This is a genomic window from Microcoleus sp. Pol17C6 (assembly GCF_036701145.1).
GTDB lineage: Bacteria > Cyanobacteriota > Cyanobacteriia > Cyanobacteriales > Microcoleaceae > Microcoleus.
The window spans coordinates 54,714-72,829 of record NZ_JAUBQH010000013.1 but is presented as its reverse complement, the minus strand read 5'-3'; the positions used below and the strand labels follow the sequence as shown (position 1 = coordinate 72,829).

General features: G+C 46.6%; 16 protein-coding genes. 9 read left to right on the top strand and 7 right to left on the bottom strand.

Annotated features, from left to right (window positions below; genetic code table 11):
- Window positions 1-312: 312 nt before the first annotated feature.
- Complete coding sequence (locus QUA25_RS09300; RefSeq protein ID WP_333037180.1) at window positions 313-696, top strand: endonuclease domain-containing protein; 384 nt, start codon at window positions 313-315, stop codon at window positions 694-696.
- Window positions 697-895: 199 nt separating this feature from the next.
- The gene (locus tag QUA25_RS09295; RefSeq protein WP_333037179.1) at window positions 896-1,636 is read left to right on the top strand and encodes an HAD family hydrolase; all 741 of its coding nucleotides are present in this window, start codon (window positions 896-898) and stop codon (window positions 1,634-1,636) included.
- A 297-nt stretch (window positions 1,637-1,933) separates the two neighbouring features.
- On the opposite strand, the gene QUA25_RS09290 is transcribed toward QUA25_RS09295, so the two are convergent.
- Together QUA25_RS09290 and tsaD are read right to left on the bottom strand one after the other, a co-directional pair.
- A complete protein-coding gene (locus QUA25_RS09290; protein ID WP_333037178.1) occupies window positions 1,934-2,422 on the bottom strand; it encodes an N-acetyltransferase family protein in 489 nt (162 codons plus the stop codon).
- 53 nt (window positions 2,423-2,475) lie between these two features.
- The gene (tsaD, locus tag QUA25_RS09285) at window positions 2,476-3,549 is read right to left on the bottom strand and encodes a tRNA (adenosine(37)-N6)-threonylcarbamoyltransferase complex transferase subunit TsaD (protein WP_333037177.1); all 1,074 of its coding nucleotides are present in this window, start codon (window positions 3,547-3,549) and stop codon (window positions 2,476-2,478) included.
- Window positions 3,550-3,879: 330 nt separating this feature from the next.
- Here tsaD and QUA25_RS09280 point away from each other — a divergent pair, with 330 nt between their 5' ends.
- From QUA25_RS09280 to QUA25_RS09255, 6 genes are all read left to right on the top strand, one after another.
- On the top strand, window positions 3,880-4,368 hold the full coding sequence (locus QUA25_RS09280; protein WP_333037176.1) for a Photosystem I reaction center subunit III: 489 nt from the start codon (window positions 3,880-3,882) through the stop codon (window positions 4,366-4,368).
- A gap of 118 nt (window positions 4,369-4,486) precedes the next feature.
- The gene (psaJ, locus tag QUA25_RS09275) at window positions 4,487-4,615 is read left to right on the top strand and encodes a photosystem I reaction center subunit IX (protein WP_333037175.1); all 129 of its coding nucleotides are present in this window, start codon (window positions 4,487-4,489) and stop codon (window positions 4,613-4,615) included.
- A 240-nt stretch (window positions 4,616-4,855) separates the two neighbouring features.
- Window positions 4,856-5,668 (top strand): carbon-nitrogen hydrolase family protein, encoded by an 813-nt coding sequence (locus QUA25_RS09270; RefSeq protein ID WP_333037174.1) that lies wholly within the window; start codon window positions 4,856-4,858, stop codon window positions 5,666-5,668.
- A gap of 438 nt (window positions 5,669-6,106) precedes the next feature.
- Complete coding sequence (gene ilvN, locus QUA25_RS09265) at window positions 6,107-6,625, top strand: acetolactate synthase small subunit (protein ID WP_041622928.1); 519 nt, start codon at window positions 6,107-6,109, stop codon at window positions 6,623-6,625.
- Between the two features lie 111 nt (window positions 6,626-6,736).
- Entirely contained in the window at window positions 6,737-6,985 is a 249-nt protein-coding gene (locus QUA25_RS09260) for a four helix bundle protein (RefSeq protein ID WP_333037173.1), read from the top strand.
- Complete coding sequence (locus QUA25_RS09255) at window positions 6,939-7,103, top strand: four helix bundle protein (RefSeq protein ID WP_333037172.1); 165 nt, start codon at window positions 6,939-6,941, stop codon at window positions 7,101-7,103. The genes QUA25_RS09260 and QUA25_RS09255 overlap by 47 nt, the downstream gene beginning before the upstream one ends.
- 36 nt (window positions 7,104-7,139) lie before the next feature.
- Here the strand turns inward: QUA25_RS09255 and QUA25_RS09250 are convergent, their stop codons facing one another.
- On the bottom strand, window positions 7,140-10,685 hold the full coding sequence (locus QUA25_RS09250; protein ID WP_333037171.1) for an EAL domain-containing protein: 3,546 nt from the start codon (window positions 10,683-10,685) through the stop codon (window positions 7,140-7,142).
- Between the two features lie 241 nt (window positions 10,686-10,926).
- Entirely contained in the window at window positions 10,927-11,991 is a 1,065-nt protein-coding gene (locus QUA25_RS09245; protein WP_333037170.1) for a transposase, read from the bottom strand.
- A 186-nt stretch (window positions 11,992-12,177) separates the two neighbouring features.
- Here QUA25_RS09245 and QUA25_RS09240 point away from each other — a divergent pair, with 186 nt between their 5' ends.
- The gene (locus tag QUA25_RS09240; protein WP_333037205.1) at window positions 12,178-13,182 is read left to right on the top strand and encodes a zinc-dependent alcohol dehydrogenase family protein; all 1,005 of its coding nucleotides are present in this window, start codon (window positions 12,178-12,180) and stop codon (window positions 13,180-13,182) included.
- Window positions 13,183-13,702: 520 nt separating this feature from the next.
- Here the strand turns inward: QUA25_RS09240 and QUA25_RS09235 are convergent.
- The 3 genes from QUA25_RS09235 to QUA25_RS09225 all read right to left on the bottom strand — a co-directional run bounded on the left by QUA25_RS09235 (window position 13,703) and on the right by QUA25_RS09225 (window position 17,958).
- Window positions 13,703-15,376, bottom strand: coding sequence for an asparagine synthase-related protein (locus QUA25_RS09235; RefSeq protein ID WP_333037169.1), 1,674 nt, complete (start codon window positions 15,374-15,376; stop codon window positions 13,703-13,705).
- A gap of 13 nt (window positions 15,377-15,389) precedes the next feature.
- Window positions 15,390-16,835, bottom strand: coding sequence for a serine/threonine-protein kinase (locus QUA25_RS09230; RefSeq protein ID WP_333037168.1), 1,446 nt, complete (start codon window positions 16,833-16,835; stop codon window positions 15,390-15,392).
- Between the two features lie 118 nt (window positions 16,836-16,953).
- Window positions 16,954-17,958 carry a LysR family transcriptional regulator gene (locus QUA25_RS09225; RefSeq protein ID WP_015174889.1) on the bottom strand — a complete coding sequence of 335 codons (1,005 nt, stop codon included), beginning with the start codon at window positions 17,956-17,958 and terminating at the stop codon, window positions 16,954-16,956.
- Between the last annotated feature and the right edge of the window lie 158 nt (window positions 17,959-18,116).

The window sequence follows — 18,116 nt, the reverse complement described above, 5'->3', positions numbered from 1 at the left end:
GGGATGATCCGAGATTAGGAAGATGATGACCAAATACGCTGGCGTTAATACCAATTTAACGTGAAGTTGCACATATCTCGATCCCCCTAAATCCCCCTGATTGTTGGGGGACTTTGATCGGAATCTTGTCCCCCCCTTATTAAGGGGGGCTAGGGGGGATCGAGATATGTGCAGCCTCATAAAAAATTGGTATAACACTCCTTATCCCCCGGAGATCCCCCTCGCATCTCCCTTAAGAAGGGGAGTAGGGGTTGACTTTGAGAAGAGTATTGTCCCCTCTTCTTAAGGGGGGATCGATCCGAGATTAGGAGGATGATGACCAAATTAAACGACTCGAATTTCCACCTACCTTACAACCCAAAACTCATCCCTATCGCCAAGGAACTTCGGAAAAATCCAACTCCAGCCGAAAAGAAACTTTGGCAAGATTTTCTCAGAAATTTCCCTTTTCGAGTTTTGAGAGAGCGACCAATAGACAATTTTATTGTAGATTTTTATTGTGCTGCTTTAAGATTGGTAATTGAGGTTGATGGCGAGAGTCATTTTACCGAACAGGGGAAACAATATGATGCGGAAAGAACAGGGATTTTCGAGGGGTATGGACTGCAAGTTGTCAGGTTTACGAATGTTGATGTGTTGCAGTGTTTTGAGGGAGTTTGTCAGGAGTTGTTGAGTGCGTGCGATCGTCATTCTTAGGGCCAGATCCCCCCTAACCCCTTTTAATAAGGGGGGACAAGAGTGCGATCGGGCATCTCGTAATAGTTAAGGCCAGATCCCCCCTAACCCCCCTTAATAAGGGGGGGACAAGAGAGTTAGGTTGCGCTAAAAACAATTGCTAAAAATACCACAATATGAGAGTATACAAAAAAATATAATAATTACGGAGTTCAGATTCTTGGTAAATATTAAATGTCGGGGCATTACCTTCTCAAATATCGAAGCCGTAATCTTTGACAAAGACGGCACTCTAGAGGATTCTCAAGAATTTTTGAGACTGTTGGGGATGAAGCGATCGCGCCTCGCAGACGCTCAAATTCCGGGCGTTGGAGAGCCTTTACAAATGGCTTTCGGTATCGAAAGCGGCAGCATCGACCCTACGGGCTTGCTAGCAGTCGGTAGTCGCAGGGAAAATGAGATTGTTGCAGCGGGATACATCGCCGAAACCGGCAGGGGATGGCTGGAATCTTTAACTATTGCGCGCCGCGCTTTTGACGAAGCTGACGAAATGTTTAAAAATAGTGCTGTTTCTCCTTTATTTGTCGGCAGTTTGGAGGTGCTAAAATATCTTTCGGAAGCGGGTTTAAAACTGGGAATTCTTTCGGCGGCTACGACGGAGGTAGTGCAGAAATTTGTGAAACACCACGCATTAGGTGAATACATTCAGTTAGAAATGGGAGTGGATTCAACGGTTCACAAACCCGATCCGAAATTGTTTTTGGAAGCTTGTGAGAAACTCCGAGTAAATCCCGCAGCAACTTTAATGGTGGGAGATTCAGCGGGCGATATTCAGATGGGTAAAAATGCGGGCGCGGCCGGGTGTATCGGGATTTGTTGGGGGAAGGCGGAGGTTCGCCATTTGGAAAATGCTGATGTGGCGATCGCATCTTTGGATGAAATTAAAATTTTAGCAGATTGAGCAAACATCACATCGCCTGGGCAGGTTTTGCTTGGGAAAATCTCGCTTGTAGCTGAGTCCAGATCCCCCCTAACCCCCCTTAAGAAGGGGGGGGAAAGAGTGTTCAAAGTCTCCCTTTTTAACGGGGGGACAATAGTCTTCTCTTTCGTCCCGTTAAGAAGGGGAGACAAGAAAGAGCATTCAAAGTCCCCCTTCTTAAGGGGGATTTAGGGGGATCTGGCCTCGGCTATAAGCGAGAGATACAAAGGTTTTTAATCTTAAGTTAACACGATAAAAAGCATTGCCGTTTCCCTACAGCTAACAACGCAAACCCAGAATTACGACATCTCTTTCAACGCCGTCAAGTTCGGCAACTTGTGGCAGATATCCCCACCGCTGAAAGCCAAATTTCTCAAACAATCTTACACTCGGCTGATTGTGAGCAAAAATTATTCCTATGAGAGTTTTAAGCTTCAATTCTGGACTCCGCACAATTGCCGATTGCAATAAATTTTGTCCGATTCCGCAGCGTTGGCGATCGGGTGCGACGTAGATGCTAACTTCTGCTGTATGCTGATAGGCGGCGCGTCCGTAGAAAAGCTGAAAACTCAGCCAGCCAACAATATTTTGTTCTGATTCCATTACCAAAATCGGCCAGGAATTGGGGGAGTGTTCTCTGTACCAGGGGAGGCGGCTTTCGACTGAGACTGGTTTTAAATCTGCTGTGGCCATTCTGCCCGGTATTGCTGCGTTATATATTTCGACAATTGCTGGCAAATCGCTTTCTTCTGCGTCGCGAATTTTCATCGTTGGGTTGACTGTTGACTGTTGACGGTTGACTGTTAACTAATGACTAATAACTAAGGACTCTTGTACAGTTCCATAATATCGCTGAGGGCCATTCTTGAATTTGGTCCCAAAGTCAGCGGCGATGTGTGTCCTCGCTGCAAGTGTTCTGCCGCGGCACAGCCAATCATTGCGGCGTTGTCTGTACAATATTTTAATGGCGGAAACAATACTCGCAAGTTGTGTTTTGCTGCTGCTGCTTGTAAATTTTTTCGGAGTCCGCTGTTTGCTGCAACTCCCCCACCGACTACAATAGTGGTAAGCCCGAAATTTACGGCACAGTCGATCGCTCTTTTTGTTAAACCCTTAGCGACAGTTTCCTGAAAGCTGGCCGCAATATCATTAATTGTAGAGGCAGGCAAGATGCCTTCCGCACCCACATTGTTATTTTGTTTCTTGAGTTTCTGTACTAATTGCAAAACTGCGGTTTTCAAGCCGCTAAAACTGCTGTCGTAGGGATGGTAGCCGCCACCAGGCAAAGAAATTCTGCCTTCTGGTAGAGGGTATGCTTGGGGATTGCCAAGGGCGGCCAATTTGTCAATCAGCGGCCCGCCGGGATATCCTAGCTGCAAGAGTCTCGCAACTTTATCAAAAGCTTCGCCAGCGGCGTCGTCGCGCGTGTGTCCTACAGTTTCGTAAACGCCGCAATCTTTGACGTAAATAAAGCTAGTGTGTCCCCCGGAAACTAACAAACACAAAAACGGTGGCTGCAAGTCGGGTTCGGTAAGGTAAGAAGCGTAGATGTGCCCTTCAAGGTGGTGGACGCCTAAAAAAGGTTTTTGATGGACTATTGCCAAGCTTTTCGCCGCTGTCAGCCCGACTAACAATGCACCTACTAAACCGGGGGCACAAGTTGCTGCAATGCCGTCAATTTCTGACCAACTGAGGTTTGCTTCACCGAGACACTGGGCAATTACCTGATTGAGCATTTCTAGGTGACTGCGCGAAGCCACTTCCGGCACAACCCCACCAAACTGCTCGTGGATTTTAATTTGCGATGCTACAACATTGCTGCAAACTTGACGATTCTTAACAATTGCTGCTGCTGTTTCGTCACAACTTGTTTCGATTGCGAAAATGGTTGCCATTAACTGGTAATTTTATTTGATAGGTTAGTTATTGCTAGCTTAACTAATTCGGCGCAAGTCCCCCGCTCTACCTGTACTCAGGTTATTGTTAAGGGATTTTTGCCCGATCGACAGGTAAGGCCATCATCGGATGCAATGAAGGAATATCCTCGCGGTATTGCTAGCTCAGCATTGACCTATGAAAACGGCAATCCCTCATTCTATTGGGCTTTGCCGCATCAATGATGGATACTTTACACTGTCAACAAACACGATCATCTGGATTCGAGATCGGCAAGTTGAAATGCTTGTACAAAAACTTATTGTTTTGTAACAAAAGGAAACAATTCCATGCGACGATTGTTTGCTGCAATTTTAGTGTTGAGTGTCTGGATCAGTTTTGCTCCAGTTGCTTCGGCTTACAATTTAGTGCCGTGCAAAGACTCTCCCGAATTCAAGGAACTGGCTAAAAATGCACGTTCTACCAATGGCGACCCGGCATCTGCGAAAGCAAGATTTGATCGCTATTCTCAAGCTATGTGCGGCCCGGAAGGATACCCCCACTTAATCGTAGACGGCAACTTGAGCAAAGCAGGGGACTTTTTGATTCCTAGCATACTGTTCTTGTATATCGCAGGTTGGATTGGTTGGGTCGGCCGTTCTTATCTGCAAGTTACCAAAAAATCAGCAACCCCAGAGGAAAAAGAGATTATTATCGACGTTCCTTTGGCAATCAAATGTATGCTGAGCGGCGTTTTATGGCCTCTGGCAGCTCTCACATCAATCACCAGCGGTGAAATGTTTGCGAAGGACGACGAAATTACTGTTTCCCCCCGCTAAAATTGGGAAATGGAGAAGAGCTAATAGCTAACAGTTAAGTAATTAACTAGAAATTAGCAATTAGCCCGCTTACCGATCGGCAATTACCAACTGTCTGGAATTTTCAGGAGCAGAATTCATGCAATACTTTGTCAAGTTTCTTTCGACAGCACCAGTATTGGCTATCCTTTGGATATCTATTCAAGCTGCGGCTTTAATTGAATTTAACCGCTTTTTCCCCGACCTGCTTTTCCATCCAATGCCTTAAGATTTGAGGGAAATTAGGTTGCAAAACCTAGGTAAAAGTTGAGAGTTTTGATTTTTGAATTATGAGTTACAGGTTAATTTAAAGCTCAAATATCAAAACTCTCAAACATACCAGTTCGTGCTATACAGCGCATAAATGGGTAAAATTCAAGGCTATCAACTATTTAGTTATCAAATTAGTTACAAATGACTAATGACTAATGACTAATGACTAATGACTAATGACTAATATTGTGAATCGATGAAGTCTTATCTCGCCGCAGCAATTCAAATGACTAGCTTGCCTGACCTGCAAAAAAATTTGGTTCAGGCAGAGGAATTAATCGACCTGGCAGTGCGTCGGGGTGCGGAGTTAGTTTCCTTACCAGAAAATTTCTCGTTTATGGGCGAAGAAGAGGAAAAGATTGCTTTAGCAGAGGCGATCGGACTCCAAAGCGAAAAATTCCTCAAAACGATGGCACAACGGTTCCAGGTAACGATTCTGGGCGGCGGATTTCCCGTGCCGACTCCAGGGGGCAAGGTATACAATACTTGTTTGCTGGTAGACCCAAACGGCACTGAAGTGGCAAGGTACAGAAAAGTACATTTGTTCGATGTGGATGTTCCCGACGGCATTACTTACAGGGAATCGAACACTGTGAAAGCTGGTGAAGATTTGCCATCGCTTTATGTGTCGCCGGATTTAGGGACGCTGGGACTTTCCGTGTGCTATGACGTGCGGTTCCCGGAAGTGTACAGGCATTTGTCGTACAAGGGGGCTGATATTTTGTTCGTGCCGGCGGCGTTTACCGCTTACACTGGCAAGGATCACTGGAAGGTTTTGTTGCAAGCTAGGGCGATCGAGAATACTTGTTATATGATTGCCCCAGCACAAACTGGCCGCCACTACGGTCGCCGTCAAACTCACGGTCACGCGATGATTATAGACCCTTGGGGTGTTGTGTTGGCGGATGCGGGAGAGGAACCGGGTGTGGCGATTGCAGAAATTAATCCCGATCGACTAGAACAAGTCCGCCGCCAGATGCCATCTCTGCAACACCGGGTTTTTCTTTGAAGGAATTTTGAGACCCAATGGGTCTCAAAATTTCAGTTCCCGTCAATCGATTTTAGATTTTAGATTTTAGAGGTTGCAGGGCGATCGGGAACACTGCGAAAGCAATTTTAGAATTGAAGAATCGACCCCATACCTGCTGGTACAAGATAATATAGTAACCGCTACATCGGTCTTGACATAAATAACATCATGAATAGATCCCGCGAGCCCTTGCTTCATCAACGGTTTGAGTCGGATACTAGAGTCTTTCTCAGTAACATCAGGTGTTCTGGGATATAGGGCACAGCGGGCGTACCTCACAAAGCGATCGAACTGCTATATGTAACTGTCAACTGTCAACTGCTATATATTGTTTAATACAGGTTCAATGACCGTGCAATTCTGCTAAAAGGCGAATTGGCGAAAGTAGAATTGCACGAAATGCGTCTTTTTGGAGAAATGAAACACACTCTTTCGGTTTTAGTTGAAGATGAAGCGGGTGTCCTCACTCGAATTGCTGGTTTGTTTGCCCGTCGGGGTTTTAATATTGAAAGTCTGGCCGTTGGCCCGGCGGAACAAGGGGGAGTTTCTCGGATTACGATGGTTGTACCCGGAGATGACCAAATTATCGAACAGTTGACAAAGCAACTGTACAAGTTGATTAACGTGCTTAAAGTTCAGGATATAACGGAAATTCCCTGTGTGGAACGGGAGTTGATGTTGCTGAAAGTTAATGCTGCTAGCGGGACGCGATCGGAGATCATTGAGTTAGCTCAAATTTTTAGAGCGCGAGTGGTGGATATTGGTGATGATACGCTGACATTGGAAGTTGTCGGAGATCCCGGTAAAATGGTGGCGATCGTCCAAGTTCTGAATAGATTTGGGATTAAGGAAATTGCTCGTACTGGGAAAATTGCCCTGACGCGGGAGTCGGGGGTAAATACTGAGTTTCTCAAATCTTTGGAAGCGAAAGTTTAAGTTAGTTGACTGTTGACTGTTGACTGTTGACTGTTGAGGGTTGACGGTTGACGGTTAACTTGTATTGGTCATTAATTAATTGTTTGCTATTAATTATTTAAACAAGCTAATATGGAAAGCTTTCAACAGCTACAAGTTTATCAATTAGCTGAAAAAATATCAAACGAAATATGGTTTATTGTTAAAAAATGGGACGAGTTTACGAAGGATACGATGGGCAAACAAATAGTACGATCGGCTGATAGTGTTGGTGCTAATATTGCAGAAGGACATGGACGCTATAGCTGCCAAGATAATCAGCGTTTTGTGAAAATTGCTCTTGGGTTCCTTAAACGAAACAAGACACTGGTTAAGACTTGACGGAGCTCGAAATCTTTTAACTCAAGAACAGATCGATCGCCTGCATCCCTTATTAAATGAACTTTCACCAAAACTCAATGCCTATCTTAATTCACTCAAACAAAAAGCCAAAGGTTAACAGTCAACAGTCAACAGTCAACAGTCAACAGTCAAATTACCATTTAGGTTCACTTTCTATCAAAAGTGTGGCTGCGATGCTGTCTATCGGCTTTGAGAAAAAGTATCCTTGTCCGTATTCGCATTGCAGCGCTCTAAGTAAATTAAGCTGTTCGATGGTTTCGATTCCTTCAGCAATTACATCCATTCCTAAATGACTGGCTAAAATTAAAATAGTCTGTACAATCGCTTCGTTGCCTTCATCTTCAGTCATACGACTAACAAAAGCTTGATCGATTTTTAAAGCATCAGTTGGAAAAGTGTGCAGGCGGCTCAAAGAAGAATAGCCAGTGCCGAAATCGTCAATATATAATTGAATTTCTAAATTTTTCAATTCCGCGAGGATAGCGACTGCAGATTCGGCATTCTCCATGATAACGCCTTCAGTAATTTCTACCTTTAAAGTGCGAGGGTCAAGCTGAGTTTCTTGTAAAATTTCGCTAATGCGATCGATTAAATCTGGTTGTTTAAATTGCTGGTTAGAAAGGTTGACGCTGACAGTCAACGGCGGATTTGCTGGGAATTTTTGGTGCCACTCGTGGATCTGATGACAAGCCGATCGCATCATCCACCAGCCCATAGGTATAATCAATCTAGTTTCTTCAGCTACTAAAATAAACTCGCCAGGAGATACGACACCGCGCTGCGGGTGATACCACCGCAGCAGCGCTTCAAAACCGCTGATTCTACCAGTAACTAGAGAGACGATAGGCTGATAGTAAAGCTGAAATTCCTGGGAGTCTAAAGCGCGTCGCAGGTCGTTTTCCAGTTGCAAAAGGGCGACGGCGCGAGTGTGCATACTTAAGTCAAAAACTTCGTGGCGAGCTTTGCCCAATCCCTTAGCATGATACATGGCAGCATCTGCATCTCGGAGCAGTTCTTCAGGCCGATCGTACAACATGGGGAACGGGACATTGGGAACAGGAGAGTCGGAAGATAAGCAAGACAAAGAAGTTTCCCGATCGATATTTCCCAGATTCTCGGGACTCGACAATGTGCTGGTTTCCCTTGGATACGGAGGCAAACCAGAACAAACAATCCCAATGCTAGCACTGGTAAAAACTTGATATTCGTTAAGGTAAAAAGGCTCTGCCAGTTCCGCTTGCACTCGTTCGGCAATCAGGATCGCATCCTCGGTGCTTTTGATATTTTCCAGCAAAATAGCGAATTCGTCGCCGCCGAGACGGGCAACGGTATCTCCACCGCGCAAACAGATTCCCAGACGCTGCGCGATCGCGATTAGCAATCGATCGCCCACTAAATGCCCCAAACTGTCGTTAACAACCTTAAAGCGATCGAGATCGATAAACAGCACCGCAAACAAAATCTCGGGGCGGCGTTTTGAAAGATCGATCGCGTGCCCCAAGCGATCCATAAATAAAGCTCGGTTGGGCAAACCGGTTAGCATATCGTGCAAAGCATCGTGTACTAACTTATCTTCTGCTATTTTGCGGAGGGTAATATCTTCGACAGTTCCTTCGTAGTAAAGTAAATTTCCGTCAGGATCGCGAACTGCCCGGCCGTTCTCGGAAACCCAGATAGTAGTGCCATCAGCGCGATAAACTTGGGACTCGAACTCAGACACAAAACCTTGTTTTTCGATCGCGCGCAAAAACTCGACGCGCCGGTTGGGATCGACGTAAAGTTGGCGGTCTATGTCTTGGATATTCGCGATCAATTCGGTGGCCGACTCGTAGCCGTAAATTCTCGCCAAAGCAGGGTTAGCGCTGAGGTAGCGTCCGTCGGTCGTTGTCTGGAAAATGCCTTCGATCGCATTTTCAAAGATACTGCGGTATTTCTCTTCCGCCTGTTGCAGCGCGAATTCTGCCTGCTTGCGATCGGTGATATCCGTCAACGTGACGAGATAGCCTAGAACTTCACCGCTTTTGGTCATTTCTGGCACTGCTTGCCAAAAGACCCAGGTTGTGAAGTCACCCTTGCAAAAACGGTACTCTAACTTACAGGGCAACTTGTCTGTGACAGCGCGATACCACTGGCTCAAAACGCGCTCGCGGTCTTCGGGATGCAAACTTTGCGCCCAACCTTCGCCTAGTGCCTTTGGTGCAGTCAGTCCCGCCATCTCCAAAAATCGCTCATTGACGTACAAGCAATCTCCAGCAGCGTCGGCGCGGAAAATCCCGACAGGTAGTATTTTTGCCAAGGTGTAATAGCGGTATTCGCTTTCTAGCAGCGCGCTGGCAGCTACTTTCGTCTCGGTGATGTCAAACATTGCGCCTTGAAGGATGACAGACTTGCTTGCTTCATCGCGAACTGCGGTCGCTTGATCGCGGAACCAGACAACTCTGCCGTTGCGGGCGATCGCGCGGTATTCTGAAACCAGCGACCCCTCGCAGAAAATATCTTCTCCATCGCTGAATTTCTGTGTGGCGTTTTCAACTAACACCCGATCACGGTCTTCTGGGTGAACGAGTTTCAGCCACAGGTCAGGGTCTGCTCTCCATTCAGCTACAGAATAACCTAGAAAAGTCTCGATTTGCGGGCTGATGTAAAGTTTGGCAGCCTTGCGGTTGAGGGGAGAAATGTAGGTGACAGCGGGCATTTGTTCTACCAGGGCGCAGTATTTCGCTTCTACAGTGGACAGTGCTGCTTCTAGGCGCTGCCGCTCTAACTCGGCGGCTGCCCGTCCCGCAAAGATGCTGAGAATTAATCGAAATTTGGCAAGATGTGCTTCGGCCAGGGGTCGATCGTGGAAAATACAAATAATGCCTAAAGGTTCGCCGTAAGAGTTTTTCAGCAAGACTCCCAGGAAACTGCGCGCACCTGTAACTATCGGCCTGCGGTCTTCTGGAAAGGTTTCCCCAAGGTTGTCGGGACAGGCATACATTCCCGCCTCCAGCACCCGCGCTTCGGGAGTATTGGCGGTGTCGCACTCAAATTTTGGCTGCTGCTGTCCGTCGCTCCAAAAACTGATAAGTTGCAATCTATCGGCAGCAGCATCGGTGCGTGCCTTCGACTTAATCGATTTGGCAGCGACGGCGGTGCGAACTCCGAGTGCTGAGGCTAAGTGGCAAACTAAGGCATCAAAGAATTCTGCTCCCCCCGGCGAATCAGTACCTGCTAGGATTTCGCCCAGCAAATCTTCCTCTAATTGTGCGAAAGCATTAACTTTGGGAGGATTCTCGGCATTCGGGCGATCGGGATTTTCCCCCCTCGAACCCGAAATGCTCAGACTTAGGGTTTTGCTGGTTCCAGGCCCCACAATAGGCGAAGAATTCACAGTTAGGCGCTGTTGCTTGGCAAAGAATACAGCGCGGCTTATACCTAAAACTTTACCCAAGAAGCTGTCAGTTGCCGGCCACCGATTTGAGTTGGGGAAAATCAAAAAGTTTTTCCGCATTTTCAATCCTGCAGATAAATCGTCGGGCTTTAAGTCTACCAACTGCCGTTGCTCTTGGGCTAGCGGTAGACTGGAAGGCCTTCGGTGCCACTTGATATAAATCGCGGACACCACGGCTAAAGTCGCCAATAATCCCAGAAGATATGCAAGAATCTCAAAGTAAAAAAATAAATCTAGATCGAACATCGATTAGCACCGCTCGACAATTGTTGTAGTTATCTGAAGCCAATCTATTTAAAAATAACTAAGTATCGTCACGGATGGGTAACGAATACAAGGTCAGATCGCCGCGAAGGCGACAAGAGAGTTAACAGTTCACAAAAAACCTGGCAATACTTGACATTACCGAACTTTTTGTTTTTTTTTCGTACAGGCTCAACCCGTGCAGGTGAAATTGCAAACACATATATACGGTTGTGGCACTCCTCTAATGGGGTAAGTTTACGTTTACTTTTCTAATCATATTTAACGCTGCATTTACATCAGCATTAATCGGACTTTCATTCCAAGACCGAAACCACCCCCGTTTACCGCTCTTATCCTGGCAAGACTCTTGCTTACCGACAGGCTCTAAATCCCCAAATATGCACTTATTTGTATAATATGCTTGTGTAACTATTACCTTGATACCGACTAACTCAGTTTTGTAAGTAATAAATCTTATGAGCTGGATATGAGGAATTACTCCAAAAATGTGATGTTTTTTTTCTAATTTTATATTTTGTTTCCCCCTCACATTTGTGCCAATAATTAACTGGATTATTTTCTCATCCCCCAACCGCTTGACAATCCAACTGCTGGTCTGATGAAGGTAGTTTTCTAATTGCTTGTTTCGATTAAAGGTGATTTGCTGGAGTGGGCGCGTGGTAGATTTTCCCAGGTCAAATTTTGACAGTAAAAATGCTCGGTGGTGATTGACACGTTTATCAATTGATTTGAGAGGTTTTTTATCATAAATAGTTGGAGTAAATGTTGGCTTATTAGATGTCACAGCGACGAGGTTATCAATCCCTAAACATATACCTGCTCTGAGGTGGTAATTTAAATCCACCAACCTTACAGGCTTTAGACTTAGACTAGCCACCTCAAAAAAGTATAGCGTTTTTGCAGGAACTACCCTTACCTTTATGACATTTTGGGAGTTTGTAGAAATTATTATGTCACTTTGAGATAAATAAATTAGTCCCTTATTGGGGTTTATCCCGCTTTTTTCTATGGATTGGTTATCAGAAGTGAACAAGTTACCTGTACAGATTTTAGGTTGGTATTGGGGGATGCTGGGGAGGAATAAAAATGTAGCTATATCTCGGTCATAAGCTATCCTTGAATTTTGGCAATCCTCCCAAGCGTGAACAATTTGTTTGAGAACTTGATTGCTAATTTTAGCAGGGAATGATTGAGAGCCGTCTCTAGGTTTTAAGATAGCAAATAACTGTCTGATAATTTTAGTGCCACTAACTTTAGGTTCAGAAGTGAAAAAGTTTTTCCTCATAAATATTTACCAGGGTCGTTGAGATTTTTGGACAAAAATGATAAGTCATAAAACTGATGCTGACGATCTATGTAAAGCCTTTCAACAACAATCATAAATTTTGGGATAAACGAAAACTTTTTTGTTGCTTTGCTAAGCAATATACAATAAAGTCTAGGGATTATCTGATCTAGTGTAACACCCATGATGAAAGCGATCGTTTTTCAAACCCCCGGAAGCCCGTCCGTATTGAAACTGCAAGATATCCCCGCCCCTACTATACAAACAGAAACTGAAGTTTTGGTGCGGTTGCGAGCGGCTGGTATCAATCCGATAGATACTAAGTTGCGATCGCGCGGCACTTTTTACCCCGATAAAGCTCCTCACGTTTTGGGGTGCGACGGTGCTGGAGTCGTAGAGGCTGTCGGTGCTGGTGTACAAAGTTTCCAAGTAGGAGACGAGGTTTTTTTCTGCAATGGCGGTTTGGGCGGGTCGATCGGTACTTATGCTGAGTTTGCCGTTGTAGACGAACGCTTTCTCGCCCTCAAGCCTGCTGCTTTAAGTTTTGCTGAGGCGGCGGCGGCACCGTTAGTTTTAATTACAGCTTGGGAATCGCTGTACGATCGAGGGCGCTTGCAAGCCGGCCAAAAAGTGCTGGTTCAAGCTGGTGCAGGCGGTGTCGGCCACGTCGCGGTACAGTTGGCGAAATTACAGGGGGCAGAGGTTTGCACGACTGTTAGTTCTGAGGAAAAAGCCAATTTTGTCAAGAACTTAGGTGCAGATTCAGTTATTTTATACAAAAATACCAATGTTGTCGATGAGGTTTTGACTTGGACTCAAGGACAAGGAGTTGATTTGGCTTTCGATACAGTCGGGGGAGAAACTTTTTACCAAACTATTCCGGCTGTGAAGATTTATGGAGATTTGGTAACAATTTTGGAACCCGATCCAGCTTTGGGCAATTTGAAAACAGCGAGAATGCGGAATCTGAGAATTAGTCTGGAATTAATGTTAACACCAATGCTAGAAGGTTTGGTGGAGGAACAGGAACAGCAGGCTCATATTTTGCAGAAGTGTGCTCGTTTGTGCGATCGCAACTTGCTAAAAATTCACGTCAGCAAAACTTTCCCTCTCGAAGAAGCGCAAGCCGCTCACGAACTGTTAGAAACAGGCTCAGTAACTGGGAAAATAGTGCTTGAAATTGGGGGTTAAAAATGCGCCTGGTTAAATAAGAAATTCACAACTGATATCATGTCCGGTCGAGGGAACGAGATTTTTGTAGGGACCAGTGAGCCAAGAATACCTGCCAATAATTGACAATCTCAAAAACCCGCCCCGACCGGGATATTATGGTTAATTGAGCGGACATGATATGAAATTCTTGGATAGAAAGGTGCAAAATCCTCGTTAATAGTCTTGAGAGAGTTCTGGCTAATTCGACCAAGGTAAATCTTTGTTTTATATAAAATCCATTGGCATCGGAATGATCCATCTGTCTCTTCCGTTTCTCTGTATCCTCTGCGCCCTCTGCGGTTTCATCATTCCAATACAACCGGAATTCATATTATTACGCTGATGATTAAAAGGCTGGCAGCCTAAAAATGTCAACTGGTGGTATAAACAAGAGCGAAAACCGCATAGGGAAAATACCATTGTCGATCGAGCAATTTGGGCGTCAACTGCTGAATTTAACATGACGAAAGGCACAGCGGCGTCTCCTAATTTGGGATAACTAACGGCGATTCACTTGTAACCAAATTTCCAGCGTCACCAGCAGCCACAGCTTCAGCCCATAGCGGGGAAAAACTTCGCCACGATAGTTTAGCCACTCGCGGATTAGTGTTCGATCGAGGTAAGGCGCGATCGCCGCATGACGATTCAGCAGCAACGATCGCGCTTGCCGCTGCCAATCCCTCAAAAACCACTGCTGCATCGACATCACCATGCCGCTTTTCGGACGGTTGACAATGACATCGGGCAGCAAATCCGCCACAGCAGCTTTGAGAACCGCTTTTTCCTGCGCGCCCGAAAGCTTATATTCGGGCGGAATTTGCAAACTCAGCCCCACCATCCGCGCATCGAATAGAGGCGATCGAGCTTTTAGTCCCGCCGCAGCCGTGAGATTATTCACCTTGGTCAAAATGTAATCGGCTCCTTTAAACTCAATGTTGAGCCGCATCAGCCGATTCAAAAACGTCGTTTCTGTCTGTTGCAATTCCTCAGCAAAGACGGAAGGCGCATTCTTCACCTTTTCCCAAACCTCCGGCTTCAGCAAACGTGGCAAATCCACATAGCATTTTTGAAACGAAGTCAAATAAGCTGCGATCGGATCTGGTTTACCCTGAATCGAACCATACAAACTGTTGAGTAACATCGGCTTATTTTTCGGCCCGCCAAAGCACGGATCGCCGCCTTCGCCATTCAGTACCACGTCTGCGAATTGCTTTGCCGATCGCCCCAACAGCAAATTGGGAACCGTCAAGCCTTCCCCCACCGGATCATCCATCGCCGCCAGCGTTTCCGGTAGCAACTCCCAAATTTGCTGCGGCGAAACTTCTAAAATATGGTGCTCAGTACCACAATGTGCTGCGACGATGTTGGCAAATTCAATCTCGCTGGGATATTGAGCGCCAAAGTGCATCGAGAAAGTGTGTACCGGACGATCGTGCAGCCTTGTGGCGATCGCCGCGACGCAACTTGAGTCAATCCCGCCCGAAAGATATGCTGCGACTGGTTCTCCCGCTGGTAGCGCTTCCTGCACCAGTTGTTCCAAAAGCGATCGCACTTGTTGACTGTGCCATTCCAAAGGGCGATCGGCGTTAGTAATTTGCTCCTGTGGCTGCCAGTATCTCTGCCCCTCAATATCCGGTAAGTACAGGTAGCTACCGGGCCGCAACTCTCGCACGGCTTCCCACAGGGTTTGTGCTCCGGGTACAAACGCACAGCACAAGTAGTCGCGCAAAGCAACTAAATCAAGTTCTCGATCGTGATACGGATTGAGTGATCGCAGTCGAGGCGCGATCCAGCGAGTAGTTTCTGCACGGGTGTAATAGAGCGTTTTGGCTCCCACGCGATCGCGCCCCAGACACAAGGTTTGCTCCTCTCTATCCCACACAGCCACGGCAAATTGTCCTTCCAGTAAGCTCAAAGTTTGAGGACCTGACTGTTCCCATAGCCGCCCGACGATCGCCAAATCGGTCAATCCATCTGTGTCAATCTGTTGTTTGAGCATTGGAGTGCGATCAAAGCAGCAGTCACCTACCAGCACAAATCGCTGATTGGGGCTGAAGGTGGGTTGAGCTCCGATTATGGCAAAACCGGAAGTTTCCCAAGTTGCAGGGCGCGATCGGGCTTCTGGGCCCCAAGCAATGACCCAATTCGGGTTAATCAACTTCTGATTTTGCATCGATTTAATTAGCTTAAAAAATATTAGAAAGTAACTTATAAACCAAGCGAAAAATAGCTGTTCCAGCGATCGCACCTAAAGCACCCAACCATCCCACAAACAACACGCCCGTGATCGGAGAATTCGGATAAATCGCAAGTGCCGCCGTCTGTAAAGCCGGGAAAAACCACAGCAAAGCCACAGTACCTGCACCAATAATCAACATCTCAGTTTGTTCGATCGCCCTGCGGTACAGGCCGTAAATCAAACCCGCCACAATCATCCCCAACAATCCGATACTCAAGCCAGGAGACGGCAGCAAACTCGTCAGGGCGATCGCCAGCACCCCCCCCTCAAAACCCGTAAACGCCGCCCCGGACAAAACCTCCCAAATCGAAAAAGTCGCTCTCTGCGAAGGTTGCAGCCCTCCTGGAGGTGTTGCAGGAACCCGTACAGGAGGCGGCAGAGTCGGTTGAAGAGGTATCGGAGGCGGCGCCACCACGACTGTAGGTGGTTGAGAATGTTGTTGAGGCCGAGACATCAGAGCCGCTTCCACCTCACTCGCAGATTGAAAACGCTGGCTGGGAGCTGATAATAACATTCGATCGAGAACGTGAGCCAAACGCGAACTTACCTGCACCCGTGACTGCCAATTCCACTCGTTTCTGTAACTATCAAACAACTCAGTCGGCTGCAAACCACTCAGCAAAGTAATACAAGTCACAGCCAAAGCATACAAATCCGTTGCCGGATAAACTTCTTGCCCGCTCATCTGTTCTGGCGGAGCGTAACCCAAAGAATAAATACCAGTCGAAGCTTTTGCACCCCCAACACTTTGCGTTACTTGTTTAACAGCCCCAAAATCTAATAAATAAAGCCGACCGTTTTTACCCCGCATAATATTAGCAGGTTTAATATCTCGGTGAATCGAACCGCGAGAGTGAACAAAATCGAGAACCTTCAAAATTTCCCGCAGCGCCTCCACCGTTTCCACCTCCGAAAACCTGCCTTTAACAGTTAGTTCATCCTCCAAATTTTTACCGTCAATAAATTCTTGAACCAGATAGAAAAACTGATCGTTTTTTCCCGGCTGCAAACTCGTAACAGTCAGCTCAAAAAAAGCCAGCAAACTCGGAATTTGGGAATGTTCGTTTCCCAGTTCTTCCAGCACCGCCGCTTCCCGTTCAAACAGAGTTTGAGCGATTTGTAGCTGTGGCGGAGTCAGACTTACCGACGGCTGCAAAAGTTTAGCAACGCATTGCCGCATCGCTGGAGTATAGCGGTCTCTAGCCAAAAATGCCGCCCCAAAACCGCCTTGACCCAACAACCTCACGGGCAAATAGCGCCCGCCCAAAATCAGGGGCATCCCGCAAGTCGTGCAAAACTTTTGCTGCACGGTTTTCAGCAGCGAACTGTCATCGAGGTCGGGAAAATAGTTTTGAGGGCGCGGGCAGCCCGGTCGGGTGCAGTAAACTTCCATTTTTGTTTGCTAAGAAGAGGGAAGAAGGAAAAGGGAAGAACGAAGAAAAAGTGATGGTTAAACCAGATTTCGATTTCTCAACTAACCGCGAACTGCTAACTGCCAGCGACCTAAGAGATTAACTTCCCGCCGAGTTGGGAGTTGCTATTTCTATGAATCCCAAATCGAGGGCAGGGGGTTCTTTCTTCTCCAAGATGGTCGAATAAGTAGCAAACTGCGGCAAAATTTCATTGCTGAAGGCCTCTGCTGCTTTAGAACGGTAGCGGTTGGGGTTGTAAATCAGCGACAAAATGCGAGTTACCAAAACTTCGTCCATTTGAGATTTGTGCAAGACGCCCATGAGCAACTCTTTTTCGATCGCCGAAACCGAGACAAAAGCAGCTCCCAGCCCCGACTGAACGGCATTTTTAATGGCTTCGATCGAATTTAGTTCCATCTCTATTTTCAAGCGGCGCGTGTCAATGCCGCAACGAGTCAGTACCTGATCGATTACTTTGCGGATCGTAGACTGCGAATCGAGGGATATAAACTGCAATTTGTAAAGGTCTTCTTTTTGGATAGTTTCTTGTTGTACCATCGGGTGGGACGGAGGGAGAATCAGAGCCAGTTCGTCCTCAGCGTAAGGAACAATTTCTAAAGCTTCTACAAGTTCGGTAGGAATCTCTCCGCCAACAATTGCCAAATCGATTTGCCCGTTCGCCACACTCCACGCCGTGCGGCGGGTCGAGTGAACGTGAAGCTGTACTGCTACATCCGGGTACTTTTGGCGGAACATCCCGATCATCCGGGGCAGCAAATAAGTTCCCGTTGTTTGAGAAGCGCCGACGATCAAAGTACCGCCTTGGAGATTTTGCAAGTCTTCGAGAGCTCGACAAGTTTCCTGGCAAAGCGATAAAATTTTCTCGCCGTAACTCAGCAGCAGGTGTCCGGCTTCGGTCAGTTGCGCCCGCCGCCCCCCCCGGTCAAACAGCGGCACGTCCAACTGTCTCTCTAAGTTTTGCACCTGCAAGCTAACTGCTGGCTGGGATACATAGAGGCTGTCCGCGGCGCGTTTGAAGCTTCCTTCAGAGGCGATCGCCTTGAGAATGCGTAACTGGTCTAAAGTGAAAGGAAGGTCAGACATATATCTAAATTGTCAGTTGTCAGTTGTCAGTTGTCAGTTGACGGTTGACGGTTGACTGTAGGCAGCGAACAGCAAACAGCGAACAGTCAACAGCGAACAGTCAACAGCGAACAGCGAACAGTCAACAGTCAACAGCGAACAGTGAACAGTTAACTGAC

What these genes read in the sequence shown, in the direction of transcription:
- QUA25_RS09300 (WP_333037180.1), top strand. Translation starts at nt 313, where the DNA reads ATGATGACCAAATTAAACGACTCGAATTTCCACCTACCTTACAACCCA.
- QUA25_RS09290 (WP_333037178.1), bottom strand. Translation starts at nt 2,422, where the DNA reads ATGAAAATTCGCGACGCAGAAGAAAGCGATTTGCCAGCAATTGTCGAA.
- tsaD (WP_333037177.1), bottom strand. Translation starts at nt 3,549, where the DNA reads ATGGCAACCATTTTCGCAATCGAAACAAGTTGTGACGAAACAGCAGCA.
- QUA25_RS09280 (WP_333037176.1), top strand. Translation starts at nt 3,880, where the DNA reads ATGCGACGATTGTTTGCTGCAATTTTAGTGTTGAGTGTCTGGATCAGT.
- psaJ (WP_333037175.1), top strand. Translation starts at nt 4,487, where the DNA reads ATGCAATACTTTGTCAAGTTTCTTTCGACAGCACCAGTATTGGCTATC.
- QUA25_RS09270 (WP_333037174.1), top strand. Translation starts at nt 4,856, where the DNA reads ATGAAGTCTTATCTCGCCGCAGCAATTCAAATGACTAGCTTGCCTGAC.
- ilvN (WP_041622928.1), top strand. Translation starts at nt 6,107, where the DNA reads ATGAAACACACTCTTTCGGTTTTAGTTGAAGATGAAGCGGGTGTCCTC.
- QUA25_RS09260 (WP_333037173.1), top strand. Translation starts at nt 6,737, where the DNA reads ATGGAAAGCTTTCAACAGCTACAAGTTTATCAATTAGCTGAAAAAATA.
- QUA25_RS09250 (WP_333037171.1), bottom strand. Translation starts at nt 10,685, where the DNA reads ATGTTCGATCTAGATTTATTTTTTTACTTTGAGATTCTTGCATATCTT.
- QUA25_RS09245 (WP_333037170.1), bottom strand. Translation starts at nt 11,991, where the DNA reads ATGAGGAAAAACTTTTTCACTTCTGAACCTAAAGTTAGTGGCACTAAA.
- QUA25_RS09240 (WP_333037205.1), top strand. Translation starts at nt 12,178, where the DNA reads ATGAAAGCGATCGTTTTTCAAACCCCCGGAAGCCCGTCCGTATTGAAA.
- QUA25_RS09235 (WP_333037169.1), bottom strand. Translation starts at nt 15,376, where the DNA reads ATGCAAAATCAGAAGTTGATTAACCCGAATTGGGTCATTGCTTGGGGC.
- QUA25_RS09230 (WP_333037168.1), bottom strand. Translation starts at nt 16,835, where the DNA reads ATGGAAGTTTACTGCACCCGACCGGGCTGCCCGCGCCCTCAAAACTAT.
- QUA25_RS09225 (WP_015174889.1), bottom strand. Translation starts at nt 17,958, where the DNA reads ATGTCTGACCTTCCTTTCACTTTAGACCAGTTACGCATTCTCAAGGCG.